The organism is uncultured Kluyvera sp. (assembly GCF_902485085.1).
GTDB classification, from domain to species: domain Bacteria; phylum Pseudomonadota; class Gammaproteobacteria; order Enterobacterales; family Enterobacteriaceae; genus Kluyvera; species Kluyvera ascorbata.
The window spans coordinates 1-17947 of record NZ_CABTJS010000074.1 but is presented as its reverse complement, the minus strand read 5'-3'; the positions used below and the strand labels follow the sequence as shown (position 1 = coordinate 17947).

Annotated in this window: 19 protein-coding genes; 6 read left to right on the top strand and 13 right to left on the bottom strand. The window is 53.5% G+C overall.

Annotation, left to right across the window (positions count from 1 at the left end):
• Positions 1–4 precede the first annotated feature (4 nt).
• Genes yggU through RDN66_RS08355 form a run of 3 tightly spaced genes read right to left on the bottom strand, consistent with a single transcriptional unit; the run spans position 5 to position 1581 of the window.
• On the bottom strand, positions 5–295 hold the full coding sequence (yggU, locus tag RDN66_RS08365) for a DUF167 family protein YggU (protein ID WP_035892030.1): 291 nt from the start codon (positions 293–295) through the stop codon (positions 5–7).
• Entirely contained in the window at positions 292–858 is a 567-nt protein-coding gene (locus RDN66_RS08360; RefSeq protein WP_035892029.1) for a YggT family protein, read from the bottom strand. The genes yggU and RDN66_RS08360 overlap by 4 nt, the downstream gene beginning before the upstream one ends.
• Before the next feature lie 18 nt (positions 859–876).
• Entirely contained in the window at positions 877–1581 is a 705-nt protein-coding gene (locus tag RDN66_RS08355) for a YggS family pyridoxal phosphate-dependent enzyme (RefSeq protein WP_308537769.1), read from the bottom strand.
• 16 nt (positions 1582–1597) lie between these two features.
• Here RDN66_RS08355 and RDN66_RS08350 point away from each other — a divergent pair, with 16 nt between their 5' ends.
• A complete protein-coding gene (locus RDN66_RS08350) occupies positions 1598–2578 on the top strand; it encodes a type IV pilus twitching motility protein PilT (RefSeq protein ID WP_202217196.1) in 981 nt (326 codons plus the stop codon).
• Between the two features lie 523 nt (positions 2579–3101).
• Positions 3102–3755 (top strand): LuxR C-terminal-related transcriptional regulator, encoded by a 654-nt coding sequence (locus RDN66_RS08345; RefSeq protein WP_035892026.1) that lies wholly within the window; start codon positions 3102–3104, stop codon positions 3753–3755.
• Between the two features lie 101 nt (positions 3756–3856).
• Here RDN66_RS08345 and ruvX read toward each other — a convergent pair whose 3' ends face one another.
• The 8 genes from ruvX to metK form a co-directional block, all read right to left on the bottom strand.
• The gene (gene ruvX / locus RDN66_RS08340) at positions 3857–4276 is read right to left on the bottom strand and encodes a Holliday junction resolvase RuvX (protein ID WP_035892025.1); all 420 of its coding nucleotides are present in this window, start codon (positions 4274–4276) and stop codon (positions 3857–3859) included.
• A complete protein-coding gene (locus RDN66_RS08335; protein WP_035892024.1) occupies positions 4276–4839 on the bottom strand; it encodes a YqgE/AlgH family protein in 564 nt (187 codons plus the stop codon). The genes ruvX and RDN66_RS08335 overlap by 1 nt, the downstream gene beginning before the upstream one ends.
• A gap of 145 nt (positions 4840–4984) precedes the next feature.
• Positions 4985–5932 (bottom strand): glutathione synthase, encoded by a 948-nt coding sequence (gene gshB / locus RDN66_RS08330; RefSeq protein WP_035892023.1) that lies wholly within the window; start codon positions 5930–5932, stop codon positions 4985–4987.
• 12 nt (positions 5933–5944) lie between these two features.
• Positions 5945–6676: a 16S rRNA (uracil(1498)-N(3))-methyltransferase gene (gene rsmE / locus RDN66_RS08325; protein WP_123652550.1), complete on the bottom strand. Its 732-nt coding sequence runs from the start codon at positions 6674–6676 to the stop codon at positions 5945–5947.
• 78 nt (positions 6677–6754) lie between these two features.
• Complete coding sequence (endA, locus tag RDN66_RS08320) at positions 6755–7462, bottom strand: deoxyribonuclease I (protein ID WP_064542663.1); 708 nt, start codon at positions 7460–7462, stop codon at positions 6755–6757.
• A gap of 94 nt (positions 7463–7556) precedes the next feature.
• Entirely contained in the window at positions 7557–8057 is a 501-nt protein-coding gene (locus RDN66_RS08315) for a SprT family zinc-dependent metalloprotease (protein WP_072011338.1), read from the bottom strand.
• Positions 8058–8134: 77 nt separating this feature from the next.
• Positions 8135–9529 carry a sugar porter family MFS transporter gene (locus RDN66_RS08310; protein ID WP_035892019.1) on the bottom strand — a complete coding sequence of 465 codons (1395 nt, stop codon included), beginning with the start codon at positions 9527–9529 and terminating at the stop codon, positions 8135–8137.
• Between the two features lie 389 nt (positions 9530–9918).
• Positions 9919–11073 (bottom strand): methionine adenosyltransferase, encoded by a 1155-nt coding sequence (metK, locus tag RDN66_RS08305; protein ID WP_202217197.1) that lies wholly within the window; start codon positions 11071–11073, stop codon positions 9919–9921.
• A gap of 648 nt (positions 11074–11721) precedes the next feature.
• On the opposite strand from metK, the gene yqgB reads away from it, so the two are divergent.
• The 3 genes from yqgB (at position 11722) to speB (ending at position 14975) form a co-directional block, all read left to right on the top strand.
• Complete coding sequence (gene yqgB / locus RDN66_RS08300; protein WP_147281523.1) at positions 11722–11853, top strand: acid stress response protein YqgB; 132 nt, start codon at positions 11722–11724, stop codon at positions 11851–11853.
• Between the two features lie 8 nt (positions 11854–11861).
• A complete protein-coding gene (gene speA / locus RDN66_RS08295; protein WP_072011337.1) occupies positions 11862–13838 on the top strand; it encodes a biosynthetic arginine decarboxylase in 1977 nt (658 codons plus the stop codon).
• Between the two features lie 216 nt (positions 13839–14054).
• Positions 14055–14975, top strand: a complete 921-nt coding sequence (gene speB / locus RDN66_RS08290; protein WP_123652553.1) for an agmatinase — start codon at positions 14055–14057, stop codon at positions 14973–14975.
• Between the two features lie 103 nt (positions 14976–15078).
• On the opposite strand, the gene RDN66_RS08285 is transcribed toward speB, so the two are convergent.
• Positions 15079–16347, bottom strand: a complete 1269-nt coding sequence (locus RDN66_RS08285) for an OprD family porin (RefSeq protein ID WP_308537768.1) — start codon at positions 16345–16347, stop codon at positions 15079–15081.
• A 388-nt stretch (positions 16348–16735) separates the two neighbouring features.
• Entirely contained in the window at positions 16736–17494 is a 759-nt protein-coding gene (locus RDN66_RS08280) for a M48 family metallopeptidase (protein WP_202217200.1), read from the bottom strand.
• Positions 17495–17762: 268 nt separating this feature from the next.
• On the opposite strand from RDN66_RS08280, the gene RDN66_RS08275 reads away from it, so the two are divergent.
• Positions 17763–17947, top strand: a 185-nt coding sequence (locus RDN66_RS08275) for a hypothetical protein (protein ID WP_308537767.1), incomplete at its 3' end; no start/stop codon positions are given.

The following is a 17947-nucleotide window of genomic DNA, read 5'->3' as shown; positions in this document are numbered from 1 at the left end:
TATCCTAATTTGTCAGGGCAGCGATGCCCGAAGGAATGTTTTGCGGATGAATAATTTTAACCTGTTTATGCCGCCCCAGTTCACCTTTCTCAATGATGACCTGGCTTTTGGCGACCTTAAACTGTTTGGCGAGAAATTTCACCAGATGGGCATTAGCCTGCCCATCAACGGGTGGGGCGGTGATGGCGACTTTTAATTCGTCGCCATGCTCCCCGACAATCGCGTCACGGCTGGCCTTTGGCTGAATATACAGCCGCAGTACCAGCCCGTCATCACAAGGAGTGATGGCACTCATAGCGCCATCCACAGCCCTGGCAGCAGCATATTGCCGGTCGCCTGCAGAACTTCAGCGATGCCCATATTGGCAGCGTACAGCAGCAGCACCAGTATCATTGGGGAAAAATCGATGCCCCCCATGGACGGGAGCAGTCGGCGGATAGGGCGCAGCAGCGGATCGGCCAACTGCATCAGCACGAACTCCACCGGGCTACGGCCCTGGCTGACCCAGCTCATAATGGCCATCAGCAGCAGAACCCAGAAGATCAGCAGGCCGATGGTTTTCAGCAGAATCAGCACCGCCGAGATCCAGATGATCGGCTGGAAGGTGATGACCATAAACAGCACGATGGCCTTGATAACGCACAGGATAAACGCCAGCAGCAGCGAAGCGCTGTCCAGCGGCCCCATCGGTGGAATGATGCGGCGCAGTGGGCCAACGATAGGCTGAGTTATCTTCACCACGAACTGCGAGAACGGGTTGTAAAAATCACAGCGCGCCCACTGCATCCAGACGCGCAGCAGTAGCACCATTGTGTACAGTTCAATAACTGTCGAGAGCAGGAAGGTCAACGTCTTCATGGCGTTCCTTGAGGTTCCTTATTTTTTTGTGTAATCACGCGCACCGAAAATGGCGGTGCCGATGCGTACCATTGTACTACCCGCCGCGATGGCGGCTTCCATATCGTCAGACATACCCAGAGATAATGTGTCGACGGTTGGGTAGTCTGCTTTCAGCCGCGCGAACGCGGCTGCCATCTGTTGAGCGACGGCAAGTTGCCGCTCGTACTCTGTTTCCGGAGCCGGAATGGCCATCAGGCCGCGCAGGCGGACGTTTGGCAGCGCGGCAATGTCGGCGGCCAGGGCATCCAGGGCGTCCAACGGAATACCGGATTTGCTCTGCTCATCGCTGATGTTGATTTGAATCAGCACGTTAAGCGGTGGCATCTCTGGCGGACGTTGCTCGCTAAGACGTGTTGCTATCTTGAGGCGATCGACGGTGTGGCACCAGTAGAAATGCTCGGCAACCAGACGACTTTTGTTGGACTGCAACGGGCCGATAAAGTGCCATTGCAGTGATGTAACGCCTTTTTCACGAAAGTGGAGGATCTTTTCCACCCCTTCCTGAACATAGTTTTCGCCAAATGCACGCTGCCCGGAGGCGACGGCTTCTTCGACCGCGCTCGCAGGTTTGGTTTTGCTCACTGCAAGCAGCGTAACTTCTTCTGAATCCCGACCGCAACGTGCTGCTGCCGCTGAGATTTTCTCCCTGACCTGTGCCAGGTTATGCGCAATATCGTTCATATGTGCTGGTGGGTCTATGGATATACAAGAAATGGTGTCGCTTAGTGTAAAGCATAACGTATCGGATCTACACCTATGTAGCAGCGGGATGGCACGCTGGCGCCAGGCCGGTCAGCTGTTAATTGCGCCATTTCCGTCGCCTGAGCCGCAAATACTGCTGGATGCATGGTTAAGTGAAACACAGCGGCGCGAGTGGCAGCAGCGCCAACAGCTTGATTTTGCGCTCTCCCTTACCGGTTGCCCGCGCCTGAGGGCAAGCGCCTTTGCCCATAGCGGCGGGGTTTCATTGGTACTGCGGCTGTTATCAACACATTGCCCAAGGCTTGATGAACTGCACACGCCGGTAGCACTCGCGGAGTTACTGCGAGAAGAGAGCGGGCTGATTCTGGTGACGGGGTCCACCGGTAGCGGCAAATCAACCACGCTCGCCGCGATGGTTGATCACCTCAATCATCAGCTTGCCGGGCATATTGTGACGCTTGAAGACCCCGTCGAATTTCTGCATGAAAGCGGAAGCTGTTTGATACATCAGCGGGAAGTTGGCCTGCACACCTCCTCATTTTCCGAGGCGCTACGGGCAGCGCTACGTCAGGACCCCGATGTGATTCTACTGGGTGAGCTACGTGACAGCGACACCATTCGGCTTGCGCTAACGGCTGCGGAAACCGGGCATCTGGTGCTGGCAACGCTGCACACGCGAGGGGCTGCTCAGGCTATCGAACGGTTGATTGACGTGTTTCCCGCGCAGGAAAAAGATCCGGTGCGTAATCAACTGGCGAGCAGTTTATGCGCGGTGCTATCCCAAAAGCTGCAGCCGGATAAACACGGAGGGCGCGTTGCGCTGTTTGAAATGCTGATTAACACGCCGGCCGTCGGCAACCTGATTCGTGAAGGTAAGACGCATCAGCTTGCTGGCGTGATGCAAACCGGGTTACAGAGTGGAATGCAGACTTTTAGCCAGAGCTATCAACAAAGAGTAAAAGCCGGGATGCTATAACTTTGCGAAGGGAGTATAATTTTCACCCCGACTTCTGGTAGATAAATCTACTCTTATTCTGAAACATTTTCGCCTACCACAATATATACATTAATAATGTGATGCGTTTCTTATTCTTTGAAAGATACCACTTCATTAATTATGCTTAAAAATTGGTTTGTAAATATAATTATTTATACTGTTGCATGAATGTGTTTTTTTGTAATTTGCGAGTGATGGTTAACAAAACATTTTTCTAACGTCATACTATTTTTATTCTAATATGATGGTTTTATCTAATCCTTTAGGATGAGTTATTTGTAATGACCTAATTACATTATGTTGCGTAGGCTTACAAAAAAAGGTTGATATTCTTTTGACACTTCTTGGTTCTTCGTTCTATTCTATTTGGGTAATTAGGACTAATCTTATGAAATATTATTTCACTTCTTGATGAGTCCTTATTATTAATGGTATTAGGTTTACCTTTGCTTTGACTTATAAAACACCATGATGGTGGATATTGACTATGGAGAGTTTCAAAATGTTTGAAGTAACAGAGAGTGTATCTAATTCCCGCAAGATTATCCTAATCACCCATCCGTCAGTACAAGCAAACGCATTTGCCAACTACCTTGCTGAATTACTGTCCGTTTCTGTAGATGTCCACAACATCAACAAACCCCTGATGCAGCGCCTGAACAAAGGTACTGTGGTGCTGTTCGATATCGCGGTATCTAACAAGAAATTGAACGGTATCTGGCGTGATATTATTCGTACCCAGTTTGATTCTCCACGTCTGCTTATTATTAATAGCGCGCAGAAGTATGAATTATACGAAATGGCTCAATGGCCAGCATTGTACGGCGTTTTCCGTCACGACGACGAAGAATCGCGCTTAATTGAGGGCGTCAAAGCGGTCTTAAACGGCGAGCAGACGGCTGAATTGAGCGTGATGCACCCGGCGATGTATGCAGTTGAACATACAGAAGAAACTCATGACAGTGTTCCTCTGACCGAGCGTGAATGCGAAATTCTGAATGAATTACGTCATGGTGCGACCAATATGGATATTGCTCGCGCATTGTTCATCAGTGAAAATACCGTACGTACCCATCTGTATAATGTATTCCGCAAGCTCAGCGTGAAAAACAGAACCCAGGCGGTAAGCTGGGCGAACGAAAATCTGCGTCACTAATTCAGGCATGACCGCAGGTTGTGAATACGCAGTTTGCGTATATCAACTTAGCGATGTCTAAAGGTCTGTTCCCGGGAATTCATTTCCCGGGGGCTGCCACGCTAGAAACCCTGGTCGAAATAACTTTCCAGAATCACCACCGCAGACGCTGAGTCGACGCTACCTTTATCCAGCGCGCGAAATCCCCCGTGTTCAAACAGCCCGGCACGTGCCTCAACGGTGCTTAATCTTTCGTCATGCAGCGTAATCGCGACGCCAAAGCGGCCGTGGATCTTGTTGGCAAAATTACGCGCGCGGGCGGTCAGCGGCTGCTCGGTACCGTCCATATTGAGCGGTAAACCGACGATCACCGTTTCCGGCTGCCATTCTTTGAGCAAACGAGCAATCAGGTTCCAGTCCGGCGTGCCGTCCTGCGCCTTCAGCGCTGCCAGCGGGCGTGCTGTGCCGGTAATGCGTTGCCCAATGGCTACGCCGATGCTGCGCGTGCCGAAATCAAAAGCCAGCAGTGTTCCACTACTCATTATGCGTGCCCCGCAGCGCCAGACATGGTCAGAATATTGATACCAATCAGCTTAGCCGCTTCTTTCCAGCGTTCGCCAATTGGCGTTTTAAACAGAATATTGAGATCCGCAGGCGCAGTCAGCCAGGCGTTATCGAGGATCTCTTGCTCCAGCTGTCCCTTCTCCCACGAGGCATAGCCCAGCGCCACCAATACGTCATTTGGCTGACGCTCAGTGCCCAGCGTCTCCAGCACGTCGCGTGAGGTGGTGACGATGGTATTGTCGGAGATGCGGATGCTTGAGGAGAACGATGCTGGCGGTGTGTGCAGAATAAAGCCACGATCTTCCGCCAGCGGGCCACCCAACATGACGGGTTTATCCAGCCGAATGGCAGGATCGCGCGGTTCAGCGGTGATCTTCAGCTTCTCGAGGATGCCATCGATCTGTAAATTTTCCAGAGGTTTATTAATGATGATGCCCATCGCGCCATCGTCGTTGTATTCGCAGATGTAAACCACGGAACGGCGGAAGATAGGATCCTGAAGGGACGGCATAGCAATAAGGAAGTGATGCTGTAAATTCATTATCAGAGGTTCTTGTCCTGTTTCAATACGCAGCTATGCCCAGTATGCGGGGAAAGTACACGGCTGTCACCAGGCTTGCCCGTTTGTGGTGGGGCGAAAAACCTGATTGGCGGCGGGTTCCCTCCCGCCGTTTAAAGGCAATAGCTTATTTTTGCAGGCGTTTTTCAATCGCGTCCATCAGCATACCGGTGATAGAAATCGGATATTCTGCCTCGATTTCGCGCACGCAGGTTGGGCTGGTGACGTTAATTTCCGTCAGACGATCGCCGATAATGTCGAGGCCAACGAAGATAAGCCCTTTGGCTTTCAGCGTTGGGCCGACTTTGCGGGCAATGGCCCAGTCGCTTTCGCTCAGCGGACGCGGCTCACCACGACCACCGGCAGCCAGGTTGCCGCGAGTTTCGCCGCCCTGCGGAATACGCGCCAGGCAGTAAGGCACCGGCTCGCCGTCGATGACCAGCACGCGCTTATCGCCATCTTTGATGGCTGGCAGATAGTTCTGCGCCATGCAGTAGCGGCTGCCCAGTTCGGTCAGGGTCTCGGCGATAACGCCAATGTTCGGATCGCCTTCTTTCACGCGGAAAATAGAGGCGCCGCCCATGCCGTCCAGCGGCTTCATGATGATGTCGCCGTGCTTTTCCCAGAACGCTTTCAGTTGGGCTTTGTTGCGGGTCACCAGCGTTTCCGGCGTTAAGTCGGAGAACCAGGCGGTAAACAGCTTCTCGTTACAGTCGCGGAGGCTCTGCGGCTTGTTGACGATCAGCGTCCCTTTCTCTTCCGCGCGCTCCAGAATGTAGGTGGCGTAAATAAATTCGGTGTCGAACGGCGGATCTTTACGCATCAGGATAACGTCGAGGTCGGCGAGCTTAATATCCTGCTCGCTGCCGAACTCGTACCATTTATCGTAGTTCTGCTCAACGCTCAGAAGACGCGTACGGGCGTGGGATTCGCCGTTGATCAGATAAAGATCGTTCATCTCCATATAATGGAGTTCATAGCCGCGACGCTGTGCTTCCAGCAGCATAGCGAAGCTGGTGTCTTTCTTGATGTTGATGCTTGCGATGGGATCCATCACGATGCCGAGCTTGATCATTATTGTTCTCCTTTAACCCAAATCACCAAAACGCACCTGCAGTGCGGTGATGGCGGTGAGTGCGGTAGTCTCTGTGCGCAAAACGCGAGGCCCCAACAGAATATCAGTAAACTGGTAGCGTGCGGTCATGGCAATTTCATCCGCCGACAGGCCGCCTTCTGGGCCAATCAGCAGGCGAACGCGTTCCACTGGTAGCGGCAGCGTGTTGATGCTGGCGCTGGCGCGCGGGTGCAGATTGAGCTTCAGCGCATCATCCTGCTCGGCGCACCACGCCTCGACGTCCATCGCCGGGCGAATTTCCGGAACCTGGTTGCGACCGCACTGCTCGCAGGCGGCAATCGCGATTTTTTGCCACTGCTGAATCTTCTTATTCAGACGCTCGGCATCCAGTTTAACGCCGCAGCGCTCGGAAAAAAGTGGCGTAATGAGGCTTACACCCAGTTCAATCGATTTCTGGATAGTAAATTCCATTTTATCGCCGCGCGACATCACCTGGCCTAAGTGAATATGGATAGGGGATTCGCGGTCATCGAGGGCGCTGCTCTGTATTTCAACCGTCACGTTCTTTTTACCGGCATCGGTGATAACGGCCTCAAAGACGTGATTGCTGCCGTCAAACAGCTGAATAGCCTGGCCTTTACCCATGCGCAAAACGCGCCCGACGTGATTCGCCGCATCTTCGCATAGGGCAACCTGCGTGCCGACGGTGAGTGATTCTGGATGATAGATGCGAGGGATGCGCATAGTCTGAATTCCATCTGTGGCTACGCCCTCTCCGCCAGGAAGAGGGCAGGGCAAAATAACAATTGCCGCTAGTGTAGGTTAGCTCTTTTGCGCCTGGCAAGCCTGCAGCACATATGGATTATGGTTGCCCTGAATTTTGGCGATGCGCTGGTCGCGTTCGCACTCCCATTGGCTGACGGGATACATTTTGTCCCAGGCGTTGAACAGCTGGGTTTGCTGGCGGGAGAGCGTCAGCTGGTAGCGGTCGCGCATATAGAAGTAGATACGGGCGATGGCGCCGCGTGAACGCTCCGGTGGCTCGGCGACTTTCTCTTTAAAGTCGACCTTCATCGCGCACTGGCCGTACTGGCCTTCGCCGCCGTTCCACTGCCCGTACATAAAGTTGCCGCGGTCACCATTCACCTCGCCGACGGCGGGTTGCAGGTTATGCATATCGCTCTCCATCTTGCGGTATTCTGGGTCTTTGGCACAGTTCTTCCTACCGCCATCCTGCCAGCACTGGCGCTGATGGCCGAACTGCCACGCAGGCACGACGTGCTCCCACTCGACGCGGCTGGCGCGGTTTTCATTTTTACGCACTTTATAGCCACAGGATTCCAGATCGATAACGCCTTTCTTACCCTGCCAGTTAATTTTACAGCCGCAGTAGAAATCGCCGGGAACGTCGCTATTCACTTTTACACCCGCGCTTTTCGCCTGGGAAAAACTGTTAATACCCTCGGCTAGCGCCTGTCCAGAGAGGGCTGCCGCGACAAACGCCACGGCAAAAGACAAATTACGGTACATCACGAACTCCATCTCAAAACGAGCCCGCAACGTAACGAATGTGGTTGTCAGATGCAATCAGTCAGGTCAGAAAACTTCCAGATATTTCCGTTAGTTACATTTCGGCAACTAATGGTTCGCCGCAGTGAACGCAGCGATAGGTGGCTTCACCGCGCACCACGCGATTATGGCGGCGAACGGTGAGCTGATGCTGCTGGCAGCGGCAGCGATAGGGGAAAGTATTTTTGCGCACGGACTCCAGCTCGAACTGATGGGTACGACGCGCCGGTACGCCGAGCACGCTCTCCATCATCCACTTCCACTCTTTGCCATGCGGCGCGACACGGCCAAAGTGCTTCCAGACCAGCAGGTGAGCCAGCTCGTGCGGTACCACTTCATCAATAAACGCCTGCTGATTTTCCTGTAGCAACACGGGATTGAGGCGAATTTCATACTGCTGAAGCCAGGCGGTACCCGCAGAGGTACCGCGCTGCTGATAGACAAGCTTCGGTTCTGGGTAGTTACGCCCCAGCGCCTGATTGGCCTGAGCGAGTTTTTCCCGCAGGCTGCGCATGACGTTTTGCTGGACGGCGATAGGAATTCGAGGGGTTTTCATAACGGCTGAGGATAGAGCGTGAAGCAAGGTGGTGCAAGAGGAAGCTTCCTCCCTGGCGGGAGGAAGCGGGATGAAGGTTAGTCGCGTGCGCCAATTTCGCGCAGCGGACGGCCCTGCATCAGGTTACGTTCAATGTGTTCCAGAGAGACGTTTTTGGTTTCTGGAATCAGCCACAGGGTCAGGAAGATGAACAGCACGTTCAGGCCGCCGTATACCCAGAAGGTGTTGGCGCTGCCGAGCGAGTTCAGCATGGTCAGGAAGGTGGCCCCGACAATCATGTTCGCAATCCAGTTAGTGGCGGTAGAGCAGGTGATACCGAAGTCGCGGCCTTTCAGCGGCTGAATTTCAGAGCACAGTACCCAAATCAGCGGACCGGCGCTCATGGCGAAGCCAACGATAAACATCAGCAGCATCAGCACGGCGAAGTACTGGGCAACGGCGGAGTGAATACCGATGTGCATCATCGAGCCCAGCACGCCCATACCAACGGCCATCACGATAAAGCCAAGGATAAGGGTTGGTTTACGGCCCCAGCGGTCAACCAGACCAATGGCGATGAAGGTGGCCAGTACGTTGGTCAGGCCAACGATAACGGTACCCCACATCTGTTCAGTGGTGTTGGTGTAGCCTGCCAGTTCGAAGATTTTTGGTGCGTAGTACATGATGACGTTCATACCGGTGAACTGTTGCATCACCTGCAGCAGTACGCCGAGGAACACTGCGCGACGGAAGTTGCTGTTCTCTTTGAACAGCGCCCAGCCGCTCTGTTTCACCTTCAGGCTTTCACGGATTTCATCCAGTTCACGTTTGGCTTCGGCGCTGGTATCACGCAGACGCATCAGCACGCGCTCGGCATCGTTAAAGCGACGTTTTGCCGCGAACCACCGCGGGCTGTCCGGCAGGAAGAATACGCCTATCAGCAGCAGTACCGCAGGGATGATGATAACGCCGAGCATCCAGCGCCATGCGCCGCTATAGCTGAACGCGGTGTCGGACAGGTACGCGCCGAGAATACCGATGGTGATCATCAGTTGGTACATGGAAATCATACTGCCGCGGATTTTCTCCGGCGCGATTTCAGACAGGTACAGCGGTGCGGTGTAGGAGGCCACACCGACAGCCAGACCGAGCAGTACGCGGGAAAGCAGCAGTACTTCAACGTTCGGCGCGGCGGCGGAGAACAGGGAACCGGCAACGAACAGGATCGCACCGATCATCAGGCTTTTCTTACGACCCAGCTTGAAGGAGAGCCAGCCGCTGCCTACCGCCCCTACCGCTGCGCCAAACATCATGGAACTGACCACCCACTCCTGCGTATGCGGGCTGAGTTGGAAATCGGTAGTAATAAAGGGCAATGCACCGGCAATAACGCCGATATCAAGGCCAAACAGCAGTCCGGCCAGCGCCGCTAAGAAGCAGACAAAGAAGGTCATTGTCTTGTTCGAGCGACCCTGTTTTTTATTGTTAGGCATGATGCTCTCCAATTGAGTCATTGATTCTATCGATGCTTAGGGTAGGAGAGTATGTAGTAAAAAAATGTGATTACAATCACGACTGTGTAATCGGTTACACTGCGGATTAGGTTATGCTTTGGTTAAATATTAATAAAATCATAAGGTTGATTGTGTTTCAGGTAAAATGAAAAACTCAATAATGAGACTTTACTGAAACATGACGCATTAATATGAAAAGGTGTTTCATGGCTTATGATAAAGGCTTGTGTGGCGCGGTGTCATTAATGTAATCGCTTTCACAAAATTGTGTGCAACTGTAAATTGTTACGTAAAAGGAATGACTCCAGGCCTACAACGGGCATAAAAAAAGCCAGCACAAGGCTGGCTTTTATCAAAACGGGTAAACCTTATTTCAGGCCAGCCGCTTCGCGCAGCTGAGCTGCTTTGTCGGTTTTTTCCCATGGGAAGGTTTCGCGACCAAAGTGACCGTAAGCCGCCGTTTCTTTGTAGATCGGGTGCAGCAGGTCCAGCATCTGGATCAGGCCGTATGGACGCAGGTCGAAGAACTCGCGAACCAGCAAAATCAGTTGCTCAGCAGGCACTTTCTCGGTACCGAAGGTTTCCACCATGATGGAAGTTGGTTCAGCGACGCCGATAGCGTAGGAAACCTGAATTTCACAGCGGTCAGCCAGGCCTGCGGCAACGATGTTTTTCGCCACATAGCGCGCTGCGTAAGCTGCGGAACGGTCAACTTTAGAAGGATCTTTACCGGAGAATGCACCGCCACCGTGACGAGCCATGCCGCCGTAGGTATCCACGATGATTTTACGACCGGTCAGGCCACAGTCACCCATTGGGCCGCCGATAACGAAACGACCGGTTGGGTTGATAAAGAATTTGGTCGACGCGTTCAGCCATTCAGTAGGCAGAACTGGCTTGATGATCTCTTCCATCACTGCTTCTTGCAGGGATTTCTGATCGATGCTTTCAGCGTGCTGGGTAGACAGAACCACCGCATCAATACCGACAACTTTACCGTCGTCGTACTGGAAGGTGACCTGGCTTTTCGCATCTGGACGCAGCCATGACAGGGTGCCGTTTTTACGCACTTCAGCCTGACGCTGCACCAGACGGTGTGCGTAGGTGATTGGCGCTGGCATCAGCACGTCGGTTTCGTTGGTCGCATAGCCAAACATCAGACCCTGGTCGCCCGCACCCTGTTCCAGCGGATCGGCACGGTCAACGCCCTGGTTGATGTCCGGAGACTGCTTACCGATAGCGCTCAGTACGGCACAAGAATTGGCATCAAAGCCCATATCAGAATGCACATAGCCAATCTCGCGAACGGTTTTACGGGTGATCTCTTCGATATCGACCCATGCGCTAGTGGTGATTTCACCACCGACCAGCACCATACCGGTTTTGACGTAGGTTTCACACGCTACGCGCGCTTTTGGATCCTGCTCGAGGATGGCGTCCAGCACGGCGTCGGAAATTTGGTCAGCGATTTTGTCAGGATGCCCTTCAGATACAGACTCGGACGTGAAAAGGTGTTTTGCCATATTTAATATCACCCAATGAGAATTTGGTTAGCTCAAACTGTTGTCTTGAATAATCACGATGGAAGATTATACCACGGACTTGATGGTTGCCGTCACTGGCAGTCTGAGTGTTAATCGGTATAGATGGATTAACATCTGGACGGCTATTTTAGGTCACATCTTCACCTCATTGCCAGTTTTTTTTGAGATAGCTCGCATTCTGTTGCAGTGGCTAACGGAAATTTTTCCTGACACCGCTGGCAATGCGCGCATTTATATTTTGCATTTTAGGTGGGTTATCGGTATAAAACGCCGCGCGCGGCTCATACAAAAAAGCACACGTCATTTTTCGTGTTGCCACTTCCAGCCGGGCTAAGACTTTTGCTTTGGCTTGAGGTTCGTCTTTCGAGGCGGCCGTGGAGGTGATACGAGATAATGAACCGTTGTATTCTGCTGATTCTACCGTGCCGTCCTGGCGCGACTATGTTCCCCGCAACCCCCCATTCTGCTTTGCATACCAGCCGATGTTATACCCATTTCGGCGCTTCTCAGGACTCCAGAGCCGGTAGGTAACTGAAGACTGAACAAGGGCGCTCTTGTCAAAACAAGAGTTTTCTCGTGGTTTCTCTGAACCGTCATAATGTGTTCAGGTGCTTGTTTTATAATGATATGAATAAGAAACCGGTCGCACAGTCGGAGCGTCAGCATGTTCTGCTGCCTATTCGGGCTGTATATGGGTTGTTATCGCAACGTCACGCTGCGATAGTAGTTAACTGTTTTACACTTGTTATAAATAATTGAGGTTCGCTATGTCTGACGACATTTCATTCGATTCGCATTCGTCAGCAGGCGAACGCGGTGTACTACGTTCCATGCAGGAGGTTGCGATGAGCTCCCAGGAAGCCAGCAAAATGCTACGCACATACAACATTGCCTGGTGGGGCAATAACTACTACGACGTCAACGAGCTTGGCCACATCAGCGTCTGCCCGGATCCGGATGTACCAGAAGCGCGCGTTGACCTCGCCGAGTTGGTAAAAGCCCGTGAAGCGCAGGGGCAGCGTTTGCCTGCACTGTTCTGCTTCCCGCAGATCCTGCAGCATCGTCTGCGTTCGATTAACGCGGCGTTCAAACGCGCGCGTGAATCTTACGGCTACAACGGCGACTACTTCCTGGTTTACCCCATCAAAGTAAACCAGCATCGTCGCGTCATTGAATCGTTGATCCACTCCGGCGAACCGCTGGGTCTGGAAGCCGGTTCTAAAGCTGAATTGATGGCAGTGCTGGCGCATGCGGGCATGACCCGCAGCGTGATCGTCTGTAACGGCTATAAAGACCGTGAATACATTCGTCTGGCGCTGGTCGGCGAGAAGATGGGCCACAAGGTCTATCTGGTCATCGAAAAGATGTCGGAAATCGCCATCGTGCTGGAAGAAGCTGAGCGTCTGAACGTGGTACCGCGCCTTGGCGTGCGTGCGCGTCTGGCCTCTCAGGGTTCCGGTAAATGGCAGTCTTCCGGCGGCGAAAAATCCAAGTTCGGCCTGGCGGCGAACCAGGTGCTGCAACTGGTGGAAATTCTGCGCGAGCGCGGTCGTCTGGACAGCATCCAGTTGCTGCACTTCCATCTCGGTTCGCAGATGGCGAACATTCGCGATATCGCCACCGGCGTGCGTGAATCCGCCCGTTTCTACGTTGAGCTGCACAAGCTTGGCGTGAACATTCAGTGCTTCGACGTGGGCGGCGGCCTGGGCGTGGACTACGAAGGTACCCGCTCGCAGTCCGACTGCTCCGTGAACTACGGCCTGAACGAATATGCCAACAACATCATCTGGGCGATTGGCGATGCGTGCGAAGAGCACGGCCTGCCGCACCCGACGGTGATTACCGAATCTGGTCGTGCGGTCACCGCGCACCACACGGTGCTGGTGTCTAACATCATCGGCGTTGAGCGTAGCGAACACACCGAAGCGACGCCGCCGGCAGCCGATGCGCCGCGCGCGCTGCAAAGCATGTGGGAAACCTGGCAGGAGATGCACGAGCCGGGCAACCGCCGCTCGCTGCGCGAATGGCTGCACGACAGCCAGATGGACCTGCACGATATTCACGTCGGCTACTCTTCAGGCACCTTTAGCCTGCATGAGCGCGCGTGGGCCGAGCAGCTTTATCTGAACATGTGCCATGAAGTGCAGAAACAGCTCGACCCGAGCAACCGCGCGCACCGTCCGATTATCGACGAACTCCAGGAACGTATGGCGGATAAGATTTACGTCAACTTCTCTCTGTTCCAGTCGATGCCGGATGCGTGGGGTATCGATCAGCTGTTCCCGGTGATGCCGCTGGAAGGGCTGAATCAGGCGCCGGAGCGCCGCGCGGTGCTGCTGGATATCACCTGTGACTCCGACGGTGCTATCGACCATTACGTTGACGGCGACGGGATTGCGACCACCATGCCAATGCCGGAATATGACCCAGAGAACCCGCCAATGCTGGGCTTCTTTATGGTGGGGGCGTATCAGGAGATCCTCGGCAACATGCACAACCTGTTCGGCGACACCGAAGCGGTTGACGTGTTTGTCTTCCCTGACGGCAGCGTGGAAGTTGAGCTGTCTGACGAAGGCGATACCGTGGCGGACATGCTGCAGTATGTACAGCTCGATCCAAACACCCTGCTGACGCAGTTCCGTGACCAGGTGAAAAACACCGATCTCGACGCTGAGCTGCAGCAGCAGTTCCTGGAAGAGTTTGAAGCCGGTTTGTACGGCTATACTTATCTGGAAGACGAGTAACGGTAATTGCCCGGTGGCGCTGCGCTTGCCGGGCCTACATCTGTAGGCCGGATAAGGCGAAGCCGCCATCCGGCATTGACGATGTCAGCTTGAATCCGTACAAAATAACGGCGATAATTTGCCACAAATATGCAGTTACCAAATCAATCCCTTCCTCGTCGGGCCTAACGACGCGGAGGGGATTTTTTTTACAGTAATTTTAAAAGAGGTCAGCACATGAGCACCTTAGGTCATCAATACGATAACTCCCTGGTTTCCAACGCGTTTGGTTTTCTTCGTCTGCCGATGAACTTCATGCCGTACGACAGCGACGCGGATTGGGTCATTACTGGCGTACCGTTTGATATGGCGACCTCAGGTCGTGCCGGTGGCCGTCACGGCCCGGCGGCCATTCGTCAGGTTTCCACTAACCTGGCCTGGGAGCACAACCGCTTCCCGTGGAACTTCGACATGCGCGAGCGCCTGAACGTGGTTGACTGCGGTGATCTGGTTTACGCTTTCGGCGACGCCCGTGAGATGAGTGAAAAACTGCAGGCGCACGCGGAAAAACTGCTGGCGGCTGGTAAGCGTATGCTCTCCTTCGGCGGCGACCACTTCGTCACGCTGCCGCTGCTGCGCGCGCACGCTAAGCACTTTGGCAAAATGGCGTTGGTGCACTTCGATGCTCACACCGATACCTACGCTAACGGTTGCGAGTTTGACCACGGCACCATGTTCTTCACCGCGCCGAACGAAGGCCTGATCGACCCGAACCACTCCGTGCAGATTGGTATTCGTACCGAGTTCGACAAAGACAACGGCTTCACCGTACTGGACGCTGGTCAGGTGAACGATCGTACCGTGGACGACATCATCGCGCAGGTTAAGCAGATCGTTGGCGATATGCCGGTCTACCTGACCTTTGACATCGACTGCCTGGATCCTGCGTTTGCACCGGGTACCGGTACGCCGGTGATCGGCGGTCTGACGTCCGATCGCGCCATTAAACTGGTTCGCGGCCTGAAGGATCTGAACATCGTCGGGATGGACGTGGTGGAAGTGGCTCCGGCCTATGACCAGTCCGAGATCACCGCACTGGCGGCGGCGACCCTGGCGCTGGAAATGCTCTACATCCAGGCTGCGAAGAAGGGCGAGTAAGACATTCGCGGTAGTTCCCCGGCGTCGGCCTAAACGCCTCGGCCGGGCTACGATTAACATGTAGCCCGGCCGAGCGCAGCGACGCCGGGAGTACACTCAACGATTAAAACGCGTTAAACGGGTACTCGACGTAAACGCGAACTTCATTCCCGCTGACGTTGTAGTCGCTGGCGTTGCTGGAAACACGCAGCACCGAATAGCGAACTTTAAACTTCAGATCTTTCGCCGGGCCGTCCTGGACCTGGTACTGCACCTGGTTAAACCACTCGTGCTCTTTACCGTTGTTGGTTTCTGCCGTTTTGATGTTATCGCCGCGAACGTACGCAGTGGTCCAGCTTAAGCCCGGTAAGCCCAGGCCGCCAAAGTCCAGCGCATAAGACGCCTGCCATGAGCGTTCGTCTTCACCGTTAAAATCAGACCAGTAAGAGTTCGCCAGCCAGATGGTGTTGCCGCCGTCGCCGACGCCGCCCTGATTCTGGTAGCTGCCGTAGTGATAGCCGGTGCTGCCGCTGCTCTGCTGGTAGGCAATTTTGAAGGTGTGGATATCCCAGATATAGCTGGTAGCCAGGCTCCAGATGCTGTTGCTGCGGCCGGTATCCAGCGAGTCGGCGTATTCCTGATCCAGGCGAGAGTTATAGCCGTTGAAGTCGAAGACCAGCTTCTGATTGGTCGCCAGCGGCTGCGCGTAGTTCAGGCCGAGGTACTGCTTGTTCAGCACGTCTTCAACGTTAGAGGCGTACAGTGCGCCGCTCAGTTGGTCGTTAAACTGATAGCTCGCGCCGCCGAAGGTAATGCTCTTCAGGCCGCTGTTGTGGCTGTCGTCGCTTTTACGCTGCTCGTCGGTGAAGTAACCGGCGTTCACTTCCAGGCCGTCGATCTCTTTGGAGGTCAGCATGGTCCCGGTGAAGGTTTCATAGAGTAGGCGCGAATCGTCGGCGTAGAGAATCGGTAACGCTGGGCGCTGGGTACCGTAGCTCAGTACGGTATTGGAGAAGCGCATTTTGGCGGTCGCACCGAATTTGGCTAAATCAGATTTTGCACGGCCGTCGTTATCCTGGGCGAAAAAGTCGATGCCGCCCGCACCGCTGTTCCCACGGCCGCCGTCCAGGCGCACGCCGTACTGGGCGATACCGTCCACGCCGAAGCCGATAGGGCCCTGAGTGAAGCCGGATTCAAAGGTCGCGATAAAGCCCTGGCCCCATTCGCTCTTATCATGTAGCCCATCGCGATAATCACGTTTGATATACGCGTTACGCAAGAAGAGATCCAGATGGCTGTCATTAATAAAACCCTGGCTGTCGGATTGTTGGCTCGCGAAAGCCGGCGCAGAGGCAATAATACTTAAAGCAATTAACGTTAATTTCTTTTTCACGGAGGGAACTTCTCTGTTTATCTGACGGTCGAATTGTGTTGTTACAATTCGGATATTCGCCTGAATAAGTGTCAAAAGCAATCATTGTATGAATGGATGTGTCGCTGGGATGTATCATGCAGGGCGCGCCATAACTGGCTTTACTAAACCCCTCTGGACTATTTAAAAATAAGGTAAAAGAACTTCCTGAAAGGTAAATAATATAATTTTGATTTGATATTCAGGATAAGTGTTTGAGTGCGGCGGGGTCGGTTTATATATTTGACCGATGTGACATCTACGTATATTTAACGGTTCGTGCGCTTAAATTATCAATTCATGCCGTTTAGCCATTATTAATATTTTTTGCTTATCAAAGCAAGAGGGGCAATATTGCCCCTCTGAATAATTATTTAATGCCGTCCGCCTGTAAGCGATCGCGAATGTGCTGGGCACGCGCCTGAGAAGCCGGGTGATCGTCAAACATTGAGCTTTGACGACCATCTTCGAGTTTAGATAACTTCTCGAAGCTGGTGGCAAGCCCGGTCGGATTGATCCCTCGCTTGCGCAGCAGATCATAAGAGTAGTCATCGGCTTCCGATTCCTGACGCTGGGAGAACTGCGAGTTCACCAGTTTTTCGCCAAGATCGCCAAGCTGTGACTGCGACAAGCTGCCCACGATGCCGCCAGCGGATGCCGCCGCTGCGCGCAGGGCGTTGGTGCCAATCGCCACCTGCATCCCTTTCTTCACGTGGCCGAGCGCAACGTGGCCCATTTCGTGGCCAACTACGGCTTCGACTTCATTATCATTCATCAGATCCATCAGGCCGCTATACACGCGGATACAGCCGTTGGCCATGGCGAAAGCGTTGACGTCTTTCGCCACGTAGACTTTGTAGTTCACCGGTTGACCGTTAATGTTATCGCCAAGCGCCGCCGCTATCTTATTGAGTCGCTGTACATAAGCGCTGTCTGCCGGTGCGATGGTAGCCTTACTGTCCATATCCTTACAGGCCTGGTCGCTTAGCGCCTGAACCTGTTGATCGCTCAAGGAAAATGCCTGCAAAGCGCCGGTACTTGAGCTCAAAAAACCATTTGAATCCATATTCTGACAGCCGCTTAGCAGTAAAGTCGCGCCAAACGCCAGAATCGCCGCCCGTTTCTTCATGAGATTGCTTCCAAAGTCGTTTATCTGAAAATGCTCCGGAACTGCACCACCAGAGTTAGGCGTAAGTATAAAGAATATCGCGGCTTTCGAGCGAGTGGATTACATCTTGTTAACCTCTGTTCCAGAGATTTCTGAAGTGGCAAAAGGATGCTCCATGTACATGCTTTGTCGCATAGGTTACATTGTTGACACTTTTTTCTGGCATAGCCCGTAACGTGCGCCTCTCGTGACGTTAGGGTTGCCTTCAACAGTCCGAACTGGAGTCAAAATGTCCTCACGTAAAGAGCTTGCTAATGCTATTCGTGCGCTGAGCATGGACGCAGTACAGAAAGCCAATTCCGGTCACCCGGGTGCCCCTATGGGTATGGCTGACATTGCCGAAGTCCTGTGGCGTGATTTTCTGAACCATAACCCGCAGAACCCGTCCTGGGCTGACCGTGACCGCTTTGTGCT

Excerpts from the sequence above, each read along its gene's own strand:
- RDN66_RS08355 (WP_308537769.1), bottom strand. The coding sequence starts at position 1,581 with ATGAACGATATTGCGCATAACCTGGCACAGGTCAGGGAGAAAATCTCA.
- ruvX (WP_035892025.1), bottom strand. The coding sequence starts at position 4,276 with ATGAGTAGTGGAACACTGCTGGCTTTTGATTTCGGCACGCGCAGCATC.
- speA (WP_072011337.1), top strand. The coding sequence starts at position 11,862 with ATGTCTGACGACATTTCATTCGATTCGCATTCGTCAGCAGGCGAACGC.
- gshB (WP_035892023.1), bottom strand. The coding sequence starts at position 5,932 with ATGATCAAGCTCGGCATCGTGATGGATCCCATCGCAAGCATCAACATC.
- RDN66_RS08315 (WP_072011338.1), bottom strand. The coding sequence starts at position 8,057 with ATGAAAACCCCTCGAATTCCTATCGCCGTCCAGCAAAACGTCATGCGC.
- RDN66_RS08280 (WP_202217200.1), bottom strand. The coding sequence starts at position 17,494 with ATGAAGAAACGGGCGGCGATTCTGGCGTTTGGCGCGACTTTACTGCTA.
- RDN66_RS08360 (WP_035892029.1), bottom strand. The coding sequence starts at position 858 with ATGAAGACGTTGACCTTCCTGCTCTCGACAGTTATTGAACTGTACACA.
- yggU (WP_035892030.1), bottom strand. The coding sequence starts at position 295 with ATGAGTGCCATCACTCCTTGTGATGACGGGCTGGTACTGCGGCTGTAT.
- speB (WP_123652553.1), top strand. The coding sequence starts at position 14,055 with ATGAGCACCTTAGGTCATCAATACGATAACTCCCTGGTTTCCAACGCG.
- rsmE (WP_123652550.1), bottom strand. The coding sequence starts at position 6,676 with ATGCGCATCCCTCGCATCTATCATCCAGAATCACTCACCGTCGGCACG.
- endA (WP_064542663.1), bottom strand. The coding sequence starts at position 7,462 with ATGTACCGTAATTTGTCTTTTGCCGTGGCGTTTGTCGCGGCAGCCCTC.
- RDN66_RS08345 (WP_035892026.1), top strand. The coding sequence starts at position 3,102 with ATGTTTGAAGTAACAGAGAGTGTATCTAATTCCCGCAAGATTATCCTA.
- RDN66_RS08350 (WP_202217196.1), top strand. The coding sequence starts at position 1,598 with ATGGATATACAAGAAATGGTGTCGCTTAGTGTAAAGCATAACGTATCG.
- metK (WP_202217197.1), bottom strand. The coding sequence starts at position 11,073 with ATGGCAAAACACCTTTTCACGTCCGAGTCTGTATCTGAAGGGCATCCT.
- yqgB (WP_147281523.1), top strand. The coding sequence starts at position 11,722 with ATGAATAAGAAACCGGTCGCACAGTCGGAGCGTCAGCATGTTCTGCTG.
- RDN66_RS08310 (WP_035892019.1), bottom strand. The coding sequence starts at position 9,529 with ATGCCTAACAATAAAAAACAGGGTCGCTCGAACAAGACAATGACCTTC.
- RDN66_RS08335 (WP_035892024.1), bottom strand. The coding sequence starts at position 4,839 with ATGAATTTACAGCATCACTTCCTTATTGCTATGCCGTCCCTTCAGGAT.